The sequence below is a fragment of the Roseisolibacter sp. H3M3-2 genome, assembly GCF_029211165.1.
Lineage (GTDB): Bacteria > Gemmatimonadota > Gemmatimonadetes > Gemmatimonadales > Gemmatimonadaceae > Roseisolibacter.
The window spans coordinates 1-19,154 of sequence record NZ_JARGEK010000054.1 but is presented as its reverse complement, the minus strand read 5'-3'; the positions used below and the strand labels follow the sequence as shown (position 1 = coordinate 19,154).

Sequence of the window (19,154 nt, the reverse complement as noted above, 5' to 3'; positions counted from 1 at the left end):
GCGGGGGGCGGGGCTGGCGGCGGCGCGCGCGGCGCTCGCCGAGGGGCGCTACGTGGCCGTGCGCGTGGCCGGCGGGCCGCGACTGCAGGGACACGTCCTCGCGCCGCGCGCCGACGCGCTGGCGCTGCTCGGCACCTGGCGCGGCGAGACCCACGCGATCCCCGCGGGCCGCGTGGCGACGGTCGAGGTGCGCGGCCGCGGGAACGTCGGCGCCGGCGCCACGCTCGGCGCGCTGCTCGGCGCGGGCTTCGGCGTGGTCGTCGTCGGCACCGCCGGCGCCGCCGGTCAGCGCAACGAAATCGGCCCGGCGCTCGTCGTTGCAGCAACGATCAACGGACTGCTGGGCGCCGCGATCGGGTACGCCGTGACCCGGGAGCGGTGGCGGCAGCTCTGGCCCCCCGCCTCCCCGCGCTGAGTGCTCCGCCGCCTCGCCCCGCTCGCCCTCGCCGTCGCGGCGGGGTGCACCGAGCGCCCGCCCGCCTCCGCCGACGCGCCGCTCACCGTCTCGCTCTCCCCCGCGTCCATCGACTGCGCGCCGGGGCGCACCGTCGTCGTGCGCGCGACCGCCACCTCGCGCGAGGGGACGCCGCCGCGCCTGCGCATCGCCTCGGCCGACGGGCGCACCAGCGTCGTGCAGCGCGGCGACAGCGCCGAGGTGCGGTGCGAGACGCGCGGCGCCGGCTCGGTGGTGGCGTGGGCGAGCCAGGGGCGCCTGCGCGCCGCCGCGCGCACCGCGGTCACCGTCGCCGCGCGGCCGAGCACCGTCGTGCTCTTCGCGACGCCGAAGATCCTCGCCGACTTCGAGAACCCGCGGCAGGGCGTCGAGTCGTTCCTGCGCCACTACGAGCCGCTGACCGCGCGCGCCGCGGAGGTGGTCGTCATCTTCGCCGTCGGCAACAGCGAGCACATCCTGAGCTACCGCGGGCCGCGCTACGCCGGCGACTCGGTGATGTGGGCCGCGTACACCGACGGCAAGGACGTGCCGGCGTTCGCGCGGAAGCTCCGCTTCCGGCAGATCGCCGGGATCGTGCGCGCGTTCCACGACGTCGCCGCGGCGTCTGGGACCCGGCTCAAGGTGTACGACCAGATCGACCCGGGCCCCGAGATGGCGTGGGAGTACTGGAAGTACACGCGCCACCCCGAGTGCATGGACCTGCGCCTGGAGAGCTTCGACATCCGCGGGCGGCTGAAGCCCGACTCGCTGATCTACGCGAGCGCCCCCGGCGGCGCCCCGGCGGGGAAGCAGTGCGGGGAGTTCATCGTCGACCAGGCGGCCGAGTACCTGCGCGACATGGGCTTCGACGGCATCCTGTACGGCAACCAGTTCGGCACGCGCGGCAAGTGGGAGCCGGGGCGCGGGCCGGGGTACACGGCCGACGAGGCGGCGGCCATCCAGGCGTTCCTCGACTACTCGCGCCGCGCCTACGGGCCGCGCGAGATCATGTGGTTCGACTCGTACAACAACGTCGACGTTGAGCGCGAGACGTTCAGCTTCCCGCGCAGCGGCTACCGCGCGTTCGACTACCTGATGGCGTCGGGGTTCTGCGTCATCACCGACACGGGGCGCTACCTCGACAACCTGCGCAGCAAGCTCGCGCTCGGGGACGGGCCGCGCATCCTGGCGACGCTCGACTACGTCGACCCGTGGTACACGTACGCGTCGATGCGCGACTACGCCGCCGAGTCGCGGCGGCTGGAGGACATCGCGGTGGCGTACCGCGACCGCATCGACGGGGTGGTGTTCTTCGCGAACGACCACAACGGCGTGCCGGTCCCGCGTCGCCTCGTCGAGGCGTTCGCCGCGCGCTACCACGGCGACTGACCGCGGCCCGCGCCGCCGACGCGACTACGCGGCCAGCACGGGGAGCGCGAGGCGCTGCCCGGTCGCGGCCTCGATGAAGCCGCCGCCGAGCACCTGCTCGCCCGCGTAGAGCACGGCCGACTGCCCCGGCGTGATCGCGGCCACCGGCTCCTGCAGCGCCAGCTCGACCTCGTCGCCGTCGGCGCGCACCAGCTCCGCGGCGACGGCGCGCGCGCGGTGCCGCACCTGCACCTCCAGCGTCGCGCCCGCCGCCGGCGGGTCGACCAGCCAGTTGACGCCGCGCGCCACCAGCCCGCGCCCGAGCAGCTGCTCGCGCGGCCCGATCACGACCGCGCGCTCGCGCGGGCGGATCGCGACCACGTACATCGGCTCCGCGAAGCCGCCCGGGAGCCCGCGCCGCTGGCCGACGGTGAAGCGCGCGTGCCCGTCGTGCTCCCCCACCACGCGGCCGTCGGCGAGCACGATCGGCCCGCGCGCCAGCGCCGGCGCGTCGTCGCCCAGCCGCTGCCGGATGATCTTCGTGTGGTCGCCGTCGGGGACGAAGCAGATGTCCTGGCTCTCGACCTTCTCGGCGACGACGTCCAGCCCCAGCGCGCGCGCCGCCGCGCGCGTCTCGGCCTTGGTCGAGTCCCCGACGGGGAGGAGCATGCGCGCCACCACGGCGCGGTCCACGCCCCACAGGAAGTACGACTGGTCCTTGCCGCGGTCGCGCCCGCGGAGCAGGCGGCCGCCCTCCGCGCGCGCGTAGTGGCCGGTGGCGATCCAGCGCGCGTCGATCGCGTCGGCCTTGCGCAGCAGGTCGCGGAACTTGGTGAAGGTGTTGCAGCGCACGCAGGGAATGGGCGTGCGCCCGCGCGCGTACTCGGCCACGAAGTCGTCGACCACGTCGACGCCGAACCGGTCCTCGAGGTTCAGCACGTAGTGCGGCACGCCGAGGCGCTGGCACACGCGCCGCGCGTCGTCGATCGAGTCGAGCGAGCAGCAGGGGCGGTCGGGGACCTCCTCGCCGTAGCAGAACAGCTTCATCGTCGCGCCGACGACGTCGTAGCCCTGCCCCACGAGCAGCGCGGCCGCGACCGACGAGTCGACCCCGCCGCTCATCGCGACCAGCACCCGCTCCCGCCCGCTCACGTCACCACACCGGGACGGCCGACGCGGCGGCGCGCGCGCGCGCGACCATGGCCGGCAGCAGCGACGCCACGCGGTCGACCTGCTCCGGCGTCGACAGGCAGCCGAAGCTCAGGCGCACCGCGCCCGCGGCCAGCTCGGGCGCGACGCCCATCGCCAGCAGCACGTGCGACGGCGCCGCGTTCCCCGTCTGGCACGCCGACCCGCCCGACGCCGCGATCCCCTGGAGGTCGAGCGCCATCAGCAGCGACTCGGCGTCGACGCCCGGGACCGACACGTTGCAGACGTGCGGCGCGCGCGGCGCCCCGCGCCCGTGGATGACCGCGTCGGGCACCTCGGCGAGCAGCCGCGCCTCGAAGGCGTCGCGCATGGCGCCGAGGCGCGCGCACTCCTCCTCGCGCTCGGCGACCGCCAGCTCGGCGGCGAGCGCCAGCCCGACGGCGAAGGCGACGTTCTCGGTGCCGGGGCGCCGCCCCCGGTCCTGCGCCCCGCCGTAGAACAGCGGCTCGAGCGGCGTGCCGCGCCGGATGTAGATCGCGCCGATCCCCTTGGGCGCGCCGATCTTGTGCCCCGAGATGGTGAGCAGGTCCGCCGGCAGCGTGGTGACGTCGATCGCGATCTTGCCGAACGCCTGCACGGCGTCGGTGTGGAACACGACGTCCTGCGCGCGCGCCTCGGCGCCGAGCTCGGCGATCGGCTGCACCACGCCGACCTCGTTGTTCACCCACATGACCGACGCCACCGCCGCGCCCGCGAGCGCCGCGCGGTAGGCCTCGCGGTCGACCAGCCCGTCGCCGTCCACGGGGACGACGCGCTCCTCGGCGCCGTCGCGCTCGGCCGCGTGGTGCACCGCGGCGAGCACCGCCTTGTGCTCGATCGGCGACGTCACGATCGCCCGTCGCCCGCCGGCGCGGCGCGCGCGCCACGGCCCGAACACCGCCAGGTTGTCCCCCTCGGTCCCGCCGGAGGTGAAGCAGACCTCGTCGGGGCGCGCGTTCAGGCAGCGCGCCACCCGCTCCCGCGCCTCGTCGAGGGCAGTGCGCGCGTCGCGCCCCCATCGGTGCGCGCTCGACGGGTTGCCGAAGCGCGGGCCGAGGAAGGGCTCCATCGCGGCGCGCACCTCGTCCCGCACGGGCGTGGTGGCGGCGTGGTCCAGGTAGATGGGCTCGGGCATCTTGTAAGATACGGGAAGCCCCGGGCAGTCGGCCAGCTGCGCGCCGGACGCTGCGGGCTGCGGACTGCGGATCCGGAGACCCGCAGTCCGCAGCCCGCAGCGTCCGGCGAGACACTACCGGACATCGGCGACATTCCCGATCCTGAGGGCGTGTACGCCTCCTGCCTCTTCTGCCACGCCCCGCTCGGGCGCAACGAGACCCTCGAGGCCTTCCCGGTCGGGCGCCGGCTGGCCTACGACGCGGAGCGCGGGCGGCTCTGGGTGGTCTGCCGGCGCTGCGAGCGGTGGAACCTGACCCCGCTCGAGGAGCGGTGGGAGGCGATCGAGGGGGCCGAGCGGCTGTACCGCGAGACCCGGCTGCGCGCGGCCACCGACAACGTCGGGCTGGCGCGGGTCGGGGACGGGCTGGAGCTGGTGCGGATCGGGCGGCCGCTGCGCCCCGAGTTCGCGGCCTGGCGCTACGGCGACCAGTTCGGGCGGCGCCGGCGGCGGCAGCTGGCCGTCGCCGGGGCCGGCGTGGGGGCCATCGGGGCGCTGGTGGTCGGCGGAGCGGTCGCCGGCGTCGGGATCGGGGGCTTCATCGGGGTCGCGGGCAGCGCCGTCCAGCGGCTGGTGCGCGGGAGTCCGGGCGAGGTCGTCGCCCGCCTGCCGTACCTGCCGGGGCACCCGGTGCACGTCGAGCGCCGGATGCTGGCCGACACGCGCCTGCTGGACGAGCCGGGGCGCGGCCTCGTGCTGGAGGTGGGCTCCCACCGCGGCCGCTGGCGCTTCGAGGGGGAGGACGCGCGGCGGGCGCTGGCGCTGCTGGTCCCGGCGGTGAACCGCTACGGCGGCTCCGCGCGCGAGGTGCAGGCCGCCGTCGCCGAGGTCGAGCAGGCCGGGAGCGCCGACGCCTACCTGGAGCGGCTCGGCCGCCGCGCCGCCGCCACGCGCGCCGACGCGCGGGAGACCGGCTCGTCGTGGTGGGGGCGCGACCGGATCCCGCAGACGGGGCTCTTCGCGCTGCGCCCCGCCGACCGGCTGGCGCTGGAGATGGCCGTGCACGAGGAGCAGGAGCGCCGCGCCCTCGAGGGCGAGCTGGCGGCGCTGGAGCGCGCCTGGCAGGACGCCGAGGAGATCGCGGCCATCGCCGACGACCTCCTGGTCCCGGGGAGCGTCTGGGACCGACTCCGCTCGCTCGGCGGGCGCGACGGCTAGCCTAGCCCTCGCGGAGGAGCGCCCGCACGGGTGCCCCGTCGAGCCCCGCCACCCGCAGCGGCGGCGCCACCAGCTCGTAGCGCCCCGGCGCCACGCCGCGCAGGTCGAGGTTCTCGAGGTTGTACGCCCCGGCCCCGAAGAGCGCGTGGTGCGTCGCCAGCGTCTTGCTCTCGCGCGCGTCCACCGACGGCGCGTCGACGCCGAGCAGCCGCAGCCCCTCGGCGGCGAGGCGCGCGACGCAGTCGGGGGCGAGCCACGGCCACGCGTCGGGGAACGCGCCGTCGGCGATCGTGCGCCCCGTGCGCAGGAGCAGCCGCGTCGCCCCCGCGCGCGCGCCGCGCGCCGCGAGCGCGTCGTACGACAGCTCGCCGTCGAGCCCCGTGACGTCCACCACCTCGCACGCGCCGAGAAACGCGTCGAGCGGCAGCGCGTCCGAGGCCGGCGCGCCGTCGGCGACGTGGAGCGGCGCGTCGGCGTGCGTCCCCACGTGGGGGCTCAGCGTCATCGCCGACAGGTTGATCGCCGCGCCGCCGGCGATGGTGCACGTCCACCCGCACGAGAACGGGACGTCGCCGGGCCACTCCGGCGTCCCCGGGCCGACGACCACGCTGACGTCGAGCAGGCGCGGCGCGGGATCGCGCGGGTCAGCCACGCGCCGCGCCGTACAGCCGGCTCCGCACCTCCCACAGCTGCGGGAAGAAGCGTTGCGCCACCGTGCGGGCCAGGTACTTCGCGCCGAGCGTGCCGCCCGTGCCCTGCGTGCCGAGGCCGATGATCCGCTCGACCAGCTGCACGTGCGCGAAGCGCCAGCGCGCGAACTGCTGCTCGTACTCCAGCAGCCCCTCGGCGAGGAAGAACAGCGTCGAGGGGCCGGGGCCCGTGTACAGCTCCTCCGGCTGCACCCCGGCGTCGGCGAGCAGGCCGAGGAAGAGGTCCTGCAGCGCCGGCTTGTCGAGCTCCGCCTGCACGAGCGCGGGGATCTCGCCGTGCTCGCGCAGCACCTGCACGAAGTGCGGGTCGCGCAGCCCGCTCGCCGCCTCGATGGCGCGGAACTGCACGCTCTGCGACCCGCTGGAGCTGCCGAGGTAGCCGCGGAACTGGAGGAAGCGCTGCGGCGGCAGCGTGTCGAGCGCCGTCAGCTGCGACGACACGATGCGCGTCAGCGCGTTGAGCCGCTGCACGCGCCAGAGCGCCGACTCGGCGTTGCGCTCGGCGAGGCAGCCCCGCAGCCCGTCCAGCTCGTGCAGCAGCACCTTGAACCACAGTTCGCTGGCCTGGTGCACGACGATGAACAGCAGCTCGTCGGGCTGCTCGGCGCCGCCGTCGGCGCCCGAGCGCGGGTGCTGGAGCGCCAGCAGCTCGTCGAGCGCGAGGTACGAGCCGTAGGTGACCGGGGCGTCGGGCGTGTCGGTGGGCATCGGCGGGGTCAGAACGTGGAGACCTGCAGCGTGGTGACGTCGTCGACGCGCATCGTCTCGAGCGTCAGGAACGGCTCGCCGTAGCGGACGCGGATCAGCGACCCGTAGTGCGCCGCCTGGTGCCGCACGATGTCGTACAGCGGCTCGCCGTTGGGCATGACCTCGCCCGCCTGCGTCAGCCCGTCGAACTGCGAGCCGTAGCAGCGGATCGCGTCCAGCTTCCGCTCGAACACGTCCGTGACGTCGACGACGAACGTCGGCTTCACGTGGTCCTCGCGGTAGGCGAGCGAGAAGACGACCTTGCGCGGGCGGTGCGCCGGGAGGGCGGGCGCGAACTTGACGATCCCCGCCAGGAAGCACGCGTCGCGCACCAGCTCGGACGCGAGGCGGTGGTCGGGGTGGCGGCCGACCGGCGACGGCGCGATCACCACGGCCGGGCGCAGGCGGCGGAGCACCTGCACCAGCGCGGCGCGCGTCGCGTCGGTGTTCTGGATCCCGGAGTCGGGGAGCCCGAGGTTCTCGCGCGTCGCGAGCCCCAGGACGCGGGCGGCCGCGGCGGCCTCCTCGGCGCGCAGCTCGGCGGAGCCGCGCGTCCCCATCTCGCCCTGCGTCAGGTCGAGGACGCCGGTGCGGTGCCCCTGCGCCGCCGCGCGCAGCAGCGTCCCGGCGCAGGTCAGCTCGACGTCGTCGCGGTGCGGGCCGATCGCGAGGACGTCGAGCGGGGGAAGGAGGTCGGCCATGGCGGGGAATGTAGGCGGCCCCGTCGCGGGGCCGCCACCGAGTCCCGCGCCGTCAGGGCGTCAGCGCCCGAGGCTCCCGCAGCGCGCGAGCACCGAGTCGCGCGCCTCGGCGACGCGCAGCGAGGGCGCCGTCGCGTGCCAGAGGGTGCCGTCGGTGTCGTCGTTCGCGGTGCGCCCGGCCGGACGCACGAGCGCGGCCGGCGCCGCCGCCGGGGCGCCCTGGCGCAGGTCGAACGTCTGCGCCAGCACCTTGAGTCCGTGCCCGAGCTTGCGGAACGACACCGTCAGCACGTCCACGCGGCGGGGCGCCGCGGCGTCGGCGGTGGCCGCGCTCTCAAGGTCGGTGCTGCGCGCCCACAGCGTCGGCTCGGCGGCGTCGGGGCGCTGCTCGATCACCGGGAGCCCGTTCTGCTCGGCCACCTCGGCCACGCAGCCGAGGAGGGTCTCCGAGGTCATCCCTTCGGAGATGGGGCTGATCTGGAAGCCGCTGCGGCAGGCGGGGAGCGCGGCGACGACGAGGAGGGCGGGCGCGACGAGGCGCACGCGGCGGGCGAGGGGACGGTGCATCGGATGTCCCTCCGTACGACGGAGACGGCAGGCGGCGGCGCGGAGCCGGAGGGGCGCCGCGCGTGGGGGGGGCCGCGGAACATGTGAACGTGCGCGGCGCATCCGCAAGACGCGCCGCGCACCCCCCGGTCACCGCCCCCGGCCGACCGGTCAGCCTACTCGTATCGCAGCGCCTCGACGGGGTCGAGCTTGGCCGCGCGGACCGCCGGCACCATGCCGAACGCGACCCCCGTCAGCGCCGAGACGACCAGCGCGCTCACCACCGCGCCCGCGGGGACGGCGGCCGGGATCGACTCGAACAGGTTGCGGATGATCGCCGCCGCGCCCCAGCCGAGCAGCAGCCCCACCGACGCGCCGATGCAGGTCAGCGTGATCGCCTCGACCAGGAACTGCCAGAGGATCGTCGCCTTGGTGGCGCCCAGCGCCTTCCGCACGCCGATCTCGCGCGTCCGCTCGGTCACCGAGATCATCATGATCGCCACCACCCCGACGCCGCCGACCAGCAGTCCGACGGCCGAGAGGCTCAGGCCGATGATGAAGAGCGTCCCGAACAGCTTGTCGAACGTCTCCATCATGCGGTCCGACGTGACGAGCGCGAAGGTGTTCGGCTGCGACGGGCGCAGCCCGCGGGTCCCGCGCAGCGCCGCCGTCACCTCGTCCATCACGTCCGCCTGCACCGTCCCGTCGCGCGGCTTGACCATCAGCATGACGCCGCGCGTCCACAGGTTCAGGTGGCGGCGCGCCGTGGTCATCGGGATGATGCCGCGCGGGCGGTCGGGGCCGCGCCCGTCCATCGACTTGAGGAAGCCGGCCGTCGTGTGGTAGACGCCGATGACGGTGAACGGCTGGTCGTCGATCGTGATCTGCTTCCCGATCGGGTCCGACTCGCCGAACAGGCGCGACTTGAGCGTGTCGTTGATGATGACCACGCGGGCGGCCGCCGCCTCCTCCTGCGCGCTGAAGTTGCGCCCCGGGGAGATGTCGCCCTTGTCGGTCTCCATCCACTCGGAGCTGAGCGCGTCGTAGCCCACCGACGGCAGCGCGCGGTCGCGGTAGCGGAACGGCTTCTGGTCCCCCCAGATCTCGGTCACCGCGGCCACCGACGGCAGCGCGCGGATCATCGCCGCCTCGTCGCGCGTCAGCGGCGGGTTGCGGCGGCTCGGGTCGTCCTCGTTGGGGCCGAAGCTGACGTTGATCGGGCGGCGGCGCACCTGGAACGAGGTCGCCCCGAACGACTCGACGTCGTTCTGGAACGAGCGCGTCATCCCGTGCACCGTGGCCGCCATCGCCACGACGACGAACACGCCGATGGCGACGCCGAAGATCGTGAGGAAGGCGCGCACCTTGTTGGCGCGGAGCGCCTCCAGGGCGATGCCGATCCCCTGGAAGGTCTGGAAGACGCGGGCGAAGAAGTTCATGGGGGCTCAGTCCGCGCGCAGGGCGGTGATGGGGTCGAGCCGCGCGGCGCGGCTGGCGGGGTAGGCGCCCGACACGATCCCGACGCCCGCGCCCACCACCAGCGCGACGCCGATCGACCACGGCGCGATGCCGGCCGGCAGGAAGGGGAAGGCGAGCGCCAGCAGCTTGGCGGCGCCCAGCCCGAGCCCGATCCCGATCGCCGCGCCGACGAGGCTCAGCGTGGCCGACTCCACCAGGAACTGGCGCAGGATGTCCTTCCGCCGCGCCCCCAGCGCCTTGCGGATCCCGATCTCGCGCGTCCGCTCGGCGACCGCGACCAGCATGATGTTCATGATGACCATCGAGCCGACGATCAGCCCGATGGCGGGGAGGGCGGTGCCGAAGACCAGCATCTTCCCCTTGATCTCGTCGAAGAACTGCAGCGCCGAGTCGGACGTCTCGAAGGAGAAGTTGTCCTCCTCGCCCGGGCCGAGGCCGCGGTGGGAGCGCATCGTCTCGCGCGTGACCTCGATCAGGTCGGAGAGCATCTCGCGCGTCGGGGCCTGCACGATCAGCCCGTCCACGTCGCCGCGCGGGTTGGTGATGCGGCGCAGCGTGCTGTTGAACGGCGCCACCGCCTGCCGGTCGAGCGAGAAGCCGAAGACGTTCCCCTGCTTCTCGATCACGCCGATGACCGTGTACGGCATCCCGCCCAGCCGGATCTCGCGCCCGACCGGGTCGAGGTTGGGGAAGAAGTCCTTCGCCACCTCGTCGCCGATCACGACGACCTGCGAGCCGAGGTCGGCCTCCTGCGGGGTGAAGGCGCGGCCGCTCGACAGGTTGTACTGCTTGATGCGGAAGAAATCCCCGTCGGTGGCCACCGCGTCGACCTGCCGGCGCCGCGCGTACGGCGTCACCGCCCACACGCGGTCCTGGCTGGAGATGGCGGTCGCCGTCCCCGGCGGGAGGGCGTCGCGCATCACCCGCACGTCGGCCGTGTAGAGGCGCGGGCGCCGCTGGATCCGCCGCCACTCCTCCTCGGAGTAGTCGCCGCCGATGAAGTTGAAGCGCCGCACGGTGAACGTGTTCCCGCCGATCAGCTTCCCGGCGAAGTCGTTCTCCATGTAGTTGCTCATCCCCTGCACGATGGAGATGACGGCGATCAGGAACATGACGCCGATGAGCACGCCCAGCACGGTGAAGAAGCTCTTGAGCTTCTGCACGCGGATCTGCTGGAGCGCGAGCCGGACGGCTTCGAGCAGGGGCATCGGACTAGGCGGGAAGGAGGAGCAGAGTACTGCGCGGCGCTGCGGGCTGCGGGCTGCGGGATCGAGATCCGCAGCCCGCGGCCCGCAGCGTCATTCGTATCTCAGCGCGTCGACCGGGTCGAGCCGGGCGGCGCGGACGGCGGGGAGCATGCCGAACAGGATGCCGGTGAGGGCGCTGGCGGCGAGGGCGGCGACGACGGCCGTCGGCGGCACCGCCGCCTCGATCGGCGTCAGCGAGCGGATCACCGCCGAGAGCCCGGCGCCCAGCACCAGCCCGATCACCGCGCCGATCCCGGTCAGCGTCGCCGCCTCGACCAGAAACTGCCAGAGGATCGTCGCGCGGGTGGCGCCCAGCGCCTTGCGGACGCCGATCTCGCGGGTGCGCTCGGTGACCGAGATCATCATGATCGCCACCACGCCCACCCCGCCGACGATCAGCCCCACCGCGGAGAGGACGATCATGACGAGGAAGAAGGCGCCGACCACCTTGTTGTACATCTCGAGGATCTTCTCGGGCGTCGAGATGTGGAAGTCGTTCGGCTGCGCGGGGCGCAGGTGGCGCTCCGCGCGCAGCAGCGACAGCACCTCGTCGAGCGCCTCGTCGCGCGCCACCCCCTCGCGCGGCTTGACCGTCATCTGCATCCACGCGACGCCGACGTCGAGGCGGCGGCGCGCGGTCTCGAACGGGACGTAGAGCCGCCCCTTCTCCCCCGAGTCGAACGCCGTCGCGATCGGCTCGAAGACCCCGATCACGGTGAACTGCTGCCCCGAGACGCGGATCACCTTGCCCACCGCGTCGCCGCCGGCGAACAGCCGCTCGGCCAGCTTCGGGTTCACCAGCGCCACCGGCGCGGCGGCGTCGTTCTCGGCCGACGTGAAGTCGCGCCCGTCCACCAGCGCCCCCGCCTCGACCTCCAGCCAGCCGGGCGTGTACGCGCTCACCCCGATGCTCGGCAGGTCGCGGTCGGCGTAGCGCACCGGCGACGACGAGCCGACCTGCGACACCACCAGCTTGACCGACGGCAGGGCGGCGACGCGCTCGGCCTGCCCGATGGTCAGCGGCGGGAAGCGGCGCCACGGGCACGAGTCGGCGGAGCCGTTGCAGCTCACCAGCTCGCCCGGCCACTTGGTCACGAAGAAGGTCGTCGGGCCGGCGGCGGCGATCGCCTTGGTGACGCCGCCGTTGATCCCGTGCACGGCGGCGGACATCACCGTCACCACGAACACGCCGACCGCGATCCCGAGGATCGTCAGGCCGGCGCGCACCTTGTTGGCGCGCATCGCGTCCAGCGCGATCGCGACGCCCTCGAGCAGCGACAGGAGGCGGTCGACGGGGCGCACGGGCTACTCCTGGCGCAGGGCGCTGATCGGGTCGAGGCGCGCGGCGCGGCTGGCGGGGTAGGCGCCCGACACGATGCCGACGCCCGCGCCCAGCCCCACCGAGACCCACACCGACCACAGGGCGACGCCGGTCGGCAGCGGCGTCGCCATCGCGACGACGCGCGCCAGCCCGACGCCGAGGGCCACGCCCAGCGCGGCGCCGAGCACCGAGAGCGTCGTCGACTCGGCGAGGAACTGCGCGAGGATGTCGCGCCGCCGCGCGCCGAGCGACTTCCGCACGCCGATCTCGCGCGTCCGCTCGGCGACGGCGACCAGCATGATGTTCATGATGACGATCGCGCCGACCACGAGCCCGATGGCGGGCAGCACGACGCCGGCCAGCACGAGGTACTTCTTGATCGACATCCACTGCGTCAGCGCCGACTGCGAGCTCTCCAGCGCGAAGTCGTCGGCCTGCCCGGGGCGCAGCTTGTGCCGGCGCCGCATCGTCTCGCGCACGACCTCCTGCAGCACCGCCTGCTCGGCGGGGTTCTGCCCCTGCACGACCACGCCGTAGAGGTTCACCCGCGCGTTGGTGACCCGCCGCATCGGCGACAGGAAGGGGCCGAACACCTGCCGGTCGAGGTTCAGCCCGAACACCGACCCCTGCTTCTCCAGCACCCCGATCACCTCGAACGGGACGCGGTCCATCTCGAGGGTGCGGCCGATCGGGTCGAGGCCGGGGAAGTACTCCTCGGCGACCGCCTGCCCGATGACGACCACCGCCGAGCCGATCGCGGCCTCCTGCTCGTTGAACAGGCGCCCGCGCTGCACGGCCAGGTCCTTGATGCGGAACAGGTCCGTCGTCACCGCCTGCGCGACCACCTGCGGGCCGCCGGCCACGTACCTCGTGGTCGGGTTGACCCAGCGGAGGTCCTGGATCGCCCACCGCGCGCCCGCGGGCAGCGCCTCGCGCACCGCGTACGCGTCCTCGGCGGTGATGGGCGGGCGCCGCTGCAGCGCCTTCCACTGCGCCTCGGTCATCTCGCCCATGTTGATGTCGGGCGTCTTGCGCAGCGAGAAGGTGTTCACGCCGAGGAACTTCCCGGCGAAGTCCTGCTCGACGTAGCGCGCCATCCCGTTCACGACCGACACCACGGCGATCAGGAACATCACGCCGATGGTGACGCCGAGCAGCGTGAAGAAGCTCTTGAGCTTCTGCACGCGGAGCTGCGTCAGGGCGAGGCGGACCGCTTCGAGGATCGGCATGGCGGGGATAGGAGACGGGCGGGGCGCGTCGGGTGACCGTACGCGCCCCGCCCGTGTCCCGTTTCGGGCGCCCGGTGCGGGCGGCTCAGTGCGCCGGCTGGGTCTGGATGCGGGCGGCGAACTGCTCGCGCCGCTCGTCGCTGGCGATCACGCCGTCGCGCAGCACGATCACCCGGCGGGCGTGGGCGGCGATGTCCGGCTCGTGCGTCACCATGACGACGGTCTGCCCCGTGCTCGCCAGGTTCTCGAACACGCGCATGATCTCCTCGGACGTGTTCGAGTCCAGGTTGCCCGTGGGCTCGTCGGCGAGGAGGATGGCCGGGTCGTTCACCAGCGCGCGGGCGATCGCCACGCGCTGGCGCTGGCCGCCCGACAGCTCGTTCGGCCGGTGGGTGAGGCGCGCGCCCAGCTGCACCTTCTCCAGCGCCTCCGTCGCGCGACGCTTCCGCTCCGCGGCCGGCACGCCGGCGTAGACCAGGGGCAGCTCGACGTTCTGCAGCGCGGTGGAGCGGGGGAGCAGGTTGAACGTCTGGAAGACGAACCCGATCTCCCGGTTCCGCACGTGCGCCAGCGAGTCGTCGGACATCTGCGACACGAGCTGCCCGTTGAGCCAGTACTCGCCCCCGTTCGGGGTGTCGAGGCAGCCGATGAGGTTCATCAGCGTCGACTTGCCCGAGCCGGACGGGCCCATGATGGCCACGTACTCGTTGCGGCGGATGGCGAGGTCGACGCCGCGGAGGGCGCGCACGATCTCGCCCCCCATGTCGTACTCGCGCTTCAGCCCGCGGGTGACGATCACCCACTCCTTGCCCGGGGTCTGGCCGGTGGTGCCGACGACCGCCCGCCGCTCGGCGGTGGTGCTGAGCGGCGCCTCCGCCTCCGTGCCGTGGTCGAGGTGGGGCGCGCTCACGACTTGGCCACGGCCGTCGCCGCCCCCTTCGTCTTGCCGCTGTCGGCGCTGCTGCGCACCATCGCGCCGTTCTTCAGGTCCCGGATGGCCTGGTAGGTGCCCGCCACGATCTTCTCCCCCTCCTTGAGCCCGCTCATGACCTCGAAGTGCTTCTCGCCCGCGATCCCCACCTTTACGGGGCGGAAGGTCACCTTGTTGTCGGCGCCCACGATGAAGACCCCCTCGACGTCCTTCTTGCCGACCTGCTTCTGGGGCTGGCGGTTCCCCATGGTCGGGGCGGTGTCGGTGTTGGCGATCGCCTCGTCCTCGCGGACCGTGAGGGCGATGATCGGCACCGACAGGGCCTTGTTCCGGGTGTCGGTCACGATCTTGGCCGTCGCCGAGAAGTCGGGGCGCGTGTCCTCGGGCGGGTTGAGGAGCTGGATGGTCACCTCGTAGTCGATCGCCTGATCGGTGGCCGACGCCGCGGCGCCCGCCGCCTTGACCGAGCTGTTCGAGATCTTGGTGACCTTGCCGATGAAGGTCGTGTCGGAGAAGGCGTCGATCTGCACCACGGCCGAGTCGCCGAGCGAGATGCGCGCGACGTCGGTCTCGTCGACCTTCACCTTCGTCTCCATGATGCTCATGTCGCTGATCGTCAGGAGCGTCGCCGCGTCCTTGTTCAGCGTGCCCTGGATCGCGGTCTCGCCCTCCTCGACGTTCAGGCGGGTGATCTTGCCGCTCATCGGGGCGACGATCGTGGTGCGCTCCAGCGCGCGGCGGGCGTCGCGGAGCCCGGCGATCGCCTGGTCCACCTGGTGCTGCGCCGCCTCGAACAGGGCCTTGTTCACCTCGGCCTGCGTCTTGAGCTGCTCCAGCTCCTGCGCTGAGACCAGCTGCGGGTTCTGCTTGACGATGTCGTTCTGGCGCTTGTACGTCGCCTCGGCCTGCACGAGGTTCGCCCGCGCCTGCGCCGCCTGGGCGCGCGCCGACGACACCGCGGCCTCGGAGCGCTGCACCGCCGCTTCCGACTGCACCGGGTCGATCTGGAGGAGGAACTGGCCCTTGGTGACCATCTGCCCCTCCTTGACCGACAGGCGCACGATGCGCCCGGTCACGTCGGCGCTGACGTCCACCTTGGTGGTCGGGATGATCTGACCGCTCGCCGTCACCGAGGCGACGAGGTCGCGGCGGGCGACCGCCTCGACCTTGACCTCGGTGGGCTTCTCGCCGCGCTTCGTCGCGCCGAACGCGGCGACGCCGCCGAGGACGGCGACCGCGATCACGGCGACGGTCACCTTCATGCGCTTGGTCATTGGAACTCCGGAGGGGAGGAAGTGCGGAGGTGGTGGAGGGCCGGGGTCGCGCGCGTCAGCGCAGCGGACGCCCGACCGCGTTCTCGAGCGCCGCGAAGGCGCGGTGGTACTCGTAGACGGCGTTCACGTAGTCGGTCTGCGCGCGGGCGTACTCGTCGCGCGCTGTGGCCACGTCGATGAACGTGCCGGCGCCCACGCGGTACCGCTCCTGCGCCAGCGACAGCGCCTCGCGGGCCGTCGCCGCCGACTGCTCCTGCAGCGCCACCGTCTGCCGCTGCGCGGTGAGCGTGCGGAACGCCCCCGTCACGTCGGCCACCAGCTGCAGCTCCTGCGCGCGGACGCGGTAGGCGGCGTCGTTGCGGTTGGCCTGCGCCTCCTGCACCCGCTGCTCGCGCGTGAAGCCGTTGAAGATCGGGAACGACAGCGTCGCGGTCACGCTGTACGGGTTGCGCGTCAGGTCGTAGAGCGAGCCGTTGCCGGCGCGCGCGCGCGCGATCTCGGTCTGCGTCAGCGCGATCCCGCCGCACGCCACGTCCGGGTCGGTCGTCTGCCCGGTGGCGATGTTGCGGATCGCGACCGTCTGCGCGCACTGCCCGACCTTGTTGCTCAGCGCGCTCGAGACGAGGCCGTTGGTGTTTGTGAACTGGTTGCCGAAGCCCGACACGCCGGCGTTCAGCTGCAGCGTCGGCAGGTAGTCGCCCTTCGCCGAGCGCACGTTCAGCGAGGCCACGTCCTCGCGGGTGCGCAGCGCGTTGAGCGTCGGGTTGGCGCGGCGCGCCTGCTCCAGCAGCGCCGGCAGCTCGACCGCGACGTCGGCGACCTGGAAGCGCGTCGTCAGCTGCACGTTGTCCGGCTGCGCCACGCCCAGCTGCTGGAAGAGCCGCAGCTTCTCGACCTCGGCCTGGTTCCGCGCCTGGATCCCCGCCACCTGCGCCTGCCCGAGCGCGACCTCGGCGCGGCGCACGTCGAGCACCGTCGCGGCGCCCACGGCCACGCGCGCCCGCGCCAGCTCGAGCTGCGACTGCGCGGTCGCGACCAGCGTGTCCTGCAGCTGCGCGCGCGCCGACTGCTGCAGCGCCAGCAGGTACTGCTGCGTGACCGCCGTGCGGAGCTGCTGCTCGGAGCCCGTGATGTCGGCCTCCACCGCCTCCTGGTTCGCGCGCTGCAGGCGCGGCGCGGTGAGGCTGGCGACGTTGTACGTCACGTCGGCCCCGACGCTCACCGAGGAGTTCAGCTGGTCCGCCTGGGCGCCGAACGCCTGGCCGGCGAAGAACTGCTGGCGCCCCTCGCGGTACTGCGTGCTGAAATTGGTGCCGACGTTCGGCAGCAGGTTGCCGTACGCCGCGCGCACCTGCGCGCCGGCCCGGCGGCGGTTGTTCACCGCCTGCTGGTACGTCGGGTTGTTCGAGCGCGCGAGGCCGATCGCCTCCTCCAGCGACAGCGAGGGGCTGGCGGCGGTCGCGGGCGCGGCGGGAGCCTGCGCGCCGAGCGGCGGAACGGGAAGCGCCGGAGTCGCCGCCAGACCGGCGGCGGCGACGAGCAGCGGGAGTCGCATGGAAGGGAGGTCCTCGTGGAAGTCTGGCGGCAGTACGCGCCCCCCCCGATCCGGGTTTCACCGGAGGGCGGCGCCGTCACGCAGGGCGCCAGGCGTGACGCAGGCGTGACGACCGCCCCCCCGGCGCGGTCAGCTCGACCGTGGCGCGGGACGGGGCGTTCGGGCGGTCTCAGCGCGGCGGGTCGTCGCGCTGCGCGACCAGCCCCTCGGCGGGGCTCGCCACCCGCAGCACGCGCCCGCCGCCGTCGATCCAGACGGTGCGCGTGCGGCCGCCCGGCTCGGTCACCGCCAGGCGCGTGGCGTCGAGCTGGCGCGCGCCGACGGTCAGCCGCTCGCCGCCGTCCTCGCGGATGCGCGCGGGGCCGTGCAGCCCGCGCCGCGGCACCAGCATCGGCACGCTGGCCTCGCCCCCGGCGCGCCGGTGCAGCGCGACGAAGTAGTACTGATGGAACAGCTCGTCGTCGACGACGACCGTGGTGTCGCCCACGAGGTAGGTGCGCGCCGACTCGCTGCTCCCCGTCTGCGACTGCGTGGCGAAGTGCCCGCGGGCGAGCTGCCCGGTGAGGCGCTGCGTCACCGCGCGCGCCTCGCGCACCTCGACCTGGTAGCGCAGCGGGAGCCCCGCCGGGTCGGCCTGCAGCGCGGGGGCGATGCGGCGGTCGCCGTACGACGCCAGCGCCCGCGCCACGTACTCGGTCCCCGGGCCCGCCGGCTGGCGGAGGATCCGGAACTCCTCGCGTCCGACTGTGGCGCCCCCGCGCGTGACCGTGAAGCTCCCCTCGTCGACGGTCGTCACCTGCGCGCCGACGGCGGGGGCCGCCGCCAGCGCGAGGGCAGCCATCAGGGAGCGGAGGAGGGGGAGCGCACGCATGCCGTAAGCTAATACCCTCGCGCTCGCCGACCGGTCGCGCGCGGTCGTCGGCGCGTCAGAGGGCGGTCAGCCGCTCCGGCGGGACGTCGAGCACGCGCGTCGCGATCCGCCCGACGATCCGCTCGTAGAGCGCCTTCCCCTTGGCCGCGCTGGCCATCGACGGGCGCCCGAGCACCGCCGTCGCCGACAGCGCCCCCCGCCCGTGCCCCTGGCGGAACCGTCGCAGCGTCGCGCGCTCGACCATATAATCCAGCGCGCCCTCGGGGCGGACGAGCTCCGGCGCCAGGTGGAGCAGGAGCGAGGTGTCCACCTCGTCGGCGTGCATCGGCTCGTCCTGTCCCTCCAGCAGGTCGCGCACGTCGACCGCGAAGACGTCCACCACCCGCACGCGGGCGACGTTCGTCACCACGGTCGCCAGCGCCTCCTGGTGCGGGTCGTGGGCGTGGGCGGTGAGCAGCACGAACTCGCGCACCCCGCACGCCTCCCACGAGGCGAGCAGGTCGTTCAGCAGCCGGTGGAGCGTCTTCTTGCGCACCCCCGCGCTGCCGGCGGCGGGCGACGCGTGCGGGGCGTTCACCCCGTACTCCACGCTCGGGGCGCGCACGACGCCGGAGAGGCGCGACAGGTCGTCGGCCAGCCGGTCGGCGATCAGCGTGTCGGCGCCGAGCGGCAGGTGGTCCCCGTGCGGCGCGCAGGCGCCCACGGGGACCAGCAGCCGCGGGTCGGCGTCGAGCGCGGCGCGCACCTCCTGCGGCCACATCTCCTTCAAGCGCCGCGGCCGGGCCGCGGGGAGTGCGTCGGTCATCTCGCGAGCGGCTGGGTCGGACGACGGAGGCGGGGCGCCCCCGGGGGCGCGGCGGCGCCTGGGGCGGCTGGCGCTCGACGCGGCCGGGGTGCTCGCCGCGGCCGCCTGCCTGCGCGATCCGCGCGAACTGTACCTGGCGGCGGTGGCGGTCGCCACGCTCGGCTCGGTGGCGCTCGCCGTCCGGCCGCTGCCCGACCGCGGCGGGCGGCGCCGCGGGCGGGTCGCGCTCCTCGGCCCGCCGCTGCGAGTGGCCGCGGCGCTCGCCTTCCTCGTCCCCGCCTGGCAGTCGCAGCGCGCCGGCGCCGCGCTCGACCGCGACGCGGCCGCCGTCCTGCGCGAGGCGCGCGACTCGGCGCTGCGCGCCCTCGGCGCCCGCCCCGCCGCGCCGCTCGCCGAGGCCGACGCGCTGGCGCTGCG

17 protein-coding genes and 2 pseudogenes are annotated in these 19,154 nt (G+C 74.2%); 4 read left to right on the top strand and 15 right to left on the bottom strand.

The window, feature by feature from the left end; genetic code table 11:
• Positions 1-415 (top strand): annotated as a pseudogene (locus PYV61_RS06985) (hypothetical protein); the annotation flags it as partial.
• Positions 416-1,822: a hypothetical protein gene (locus PYV61_RS06980; protein WP_275829752.1), complete on the top strand. Its 1,407-nt coding sequence runs from the start codon at positions 416-418 to the stop codon at positions 1,820-1,822.
• A gap of 24 nt (positions 1,823-1,846) precedes the next feature.
• Here the strand turns inward: PYV61_RS06980 and mnmA are convergent, their stop codons facing one another.
• Together mnmA and PYV61_RS06970 are read right to left on the bottom strand one after the other, a co-directional pair.
• The gene (gene mnmA, locus PYV61_RS06975; RefSeq protein ID WP_275829750.1) at positions 1,847-2,953 is read right to left on the bottom strand and encodes a tRNA 2-thiouridine(34) synthase MnmA; all 1,107 of its coding nucleotides are present in this window, start codon (positions 2,951-2,953) and stop codon (positions 1,847-1,849) included.
• A 1-nt stretch (position 2,954) separates the two neighbouring features.
• Complete coding sequence (locus PYV61_RS06970; RefSeq protein ID WP_275829748.1) at positions 2,955-4,124, bottom strand: cysteine desulfurase family protein; 1,170 nt, start codon at positions 4,122-4,124, stop codon at positions 2,955-2,957.
• Positions 4,125-4,274: 150 nt separating this feature from the next.
• Here PYV61_RS06970 and PYV61_RS06965 point away from each other — a divergent pair, with 150 nt between their 5' ends.
• Positions 4,275-5,321 carry a hypothetical protein gene (locus tag PYV61_RS06965; protein ID WP_275829746.1) on the top strand — a complete coding sequence of 349 codons (1,047 nt, stop codon included), beginning with the start codon at positions 4,275-4,277 and terminating at the stop codon, positions 5,319-5,321.
• A gap of 1 nt (position 5,322) precedes the next feature.
• On the opposite strand, the gene PYV61_RS06960 is transcribed toward PYV61_RS06965, so the two are convergent.
• From PYV61_RS06960 to PYV61_RS06900, 13 genes are all read right to left on the bottom strand, one after another.
• Complete coding sequence (locus PYV61_RS06960) at positions 5,323-5,973, bottom strand: cyclase family protein (protein ID WP_275829744.1); 651 nt, start codon at positions 5,971-5,973, stop codon at positions 5,323-5,325.
• Positions 5,966-6,739 carry a tryptophan 2,3-dioxygenase family protein gene (locus PYV61_RS06955; RefSeq protein WP_275829742.1) on the bottom strand — a complete coding sequence of 258 codons (774 nt, stop codon included), beginning with the start codon at positions 6,737-6,739 and terminating at the stop codon, positions 5,966-5,968. Before PYV61_RS06955 ends, PYV61_RS06960 begins: the two co-directional genes overlap by 8 nt.
• A gap of 8 nt (positions 6,740-6,747) precedes the next feature.
• Positions 6,748-7,479, bottom strand: a complete 732-nt coding sequence (gene bshB1 / locus PYV61_RS06950) for a bacillithiol biosynthesis deacetylase BshB1 (RefSeq protein ID WP_275829740.1) — start codon at positions 7,477-7,479, stop codon at positions 6,748-6,750.
• A gap of 60 nt (positions 7,480-7,539) precedes the next feature.
• On the bottom strand, positions 7,540-8,046 hold the full coding sequence (locus tag PYV61_RS06945) for a hypothetical protein (protein WP_275829738.1): 507 nt from the start codon (positions 8,044-8,046) through the stop codon (positions 7,540-7,542).
• 155 nt (positions 8,047-8,201) lie between these two features.
• On the bottom strand, positions 8,202-9,464 hold the full coding sequence (locus PYV61_RS06940; protein WP_275829735.1) for an ABC transporter permease: 1,263 nt from the start codon (positions 9,462-9,464) through the stop codon (positions 8,202-8,204).
• 6 nt (positions 9,465-9,470) lie between these two features.
• Entirely contained in the window at positions 9,471-10,712 is a 1,242-nt protein-coding gene (locus PYV61_RS06935; RefSeq protein ID WP_275829733.1) for an ABC transporter permease, read from the bottom strand.
• A gap of 90 nt (positions 10,713-10,802) precedes the next feature.
• Positions 10,803-12,053, bottom strand: a complete 1,251-nt coding sequence (locus PYV61_RS06930) for an ABC transporter permease (RefSeq protein ID WP_275829731.1) — start codon at positions 12,051-12,053, stop codon at positions 10,803-10,805.
• Between the two features lie 3 nt (positions 12,054-12,056).
• Complete coding sequence (locus tag PYV61_RS06925) at positions 12,057-13,301, bottom strand: ABC transporter permease (protein WP_275829729.1); 1,245 nt, start codon at positions 13,299-13,301, stop codon at positions 12,057-12,059.
• A gap of 85 nt (positions 13,302-13,386) precedes the next feature.
• Complete coding sequence (locus PYV61_RS06920; protein WP_345785218.1) at positions 13,387-14,064, bottom strand: ABC transporter ATP-binding protein; 678 nt, start codon at positions 14,062-14,064, stop codon at positions 13,387-13,389.
• A gap of 143 nt (positions 14,065-14,207) precedes the next feature.
• Positions 14,208-15,506 (bottom strand): efflux RND transporter periplasmic adaptor subunit, encoded by a 1,299-nt coding sequence (locus PYV61_RS06915; RefSeq protein ID WP_275829724.1) that lies wholly within the window; start codon positions 15,504-15,506, stop codon positions 14,208-14,210.
• A 55-nt stretch (positions 15,507-15,561) separates the two neighbouring features.
• Entirely contained in the window at positions 15,562-17,061 is a 1,500-nt protein-coding gene (locus tag PYV61_RS06910; protein WP_275829722.1) for a TolC family protein, read from the bottom strand.
• Positions 17,062-17,230: 169 nt separating this feature from the next.
• Positions 17,231-17,932, bottom strand: coding sequence for a hypothetical protein (locus PYV61_RS06905; RefSeq protein WP_275829720.1), 702 nt, complete (start codon positions 17,930-17,932; stop codon positions 17,231-17,233).
• 55 nt (positions 17,933-17,987) lie between these two features.
• Entirely contained in the window at positions 17,988-18,737 is a 750-nt protein-coding gene (locus tag PYV61_RS06900; RefSeq protein WP_275829718.1) for a creatininase family protein, read from the bottom strand.
• Positions 18,738-18,825: 88 nt separating this feature from the next.
• On the opposite strand from PYV61_RS06900, the pseudogene PYV61_RS06895 reads away from it, so the two are divergent.
• A pseudogene (locus PYV61_RS06895) lies at positions 18,826-19,154 on the top strand (hypothetical protein); the annotation flags it as partial.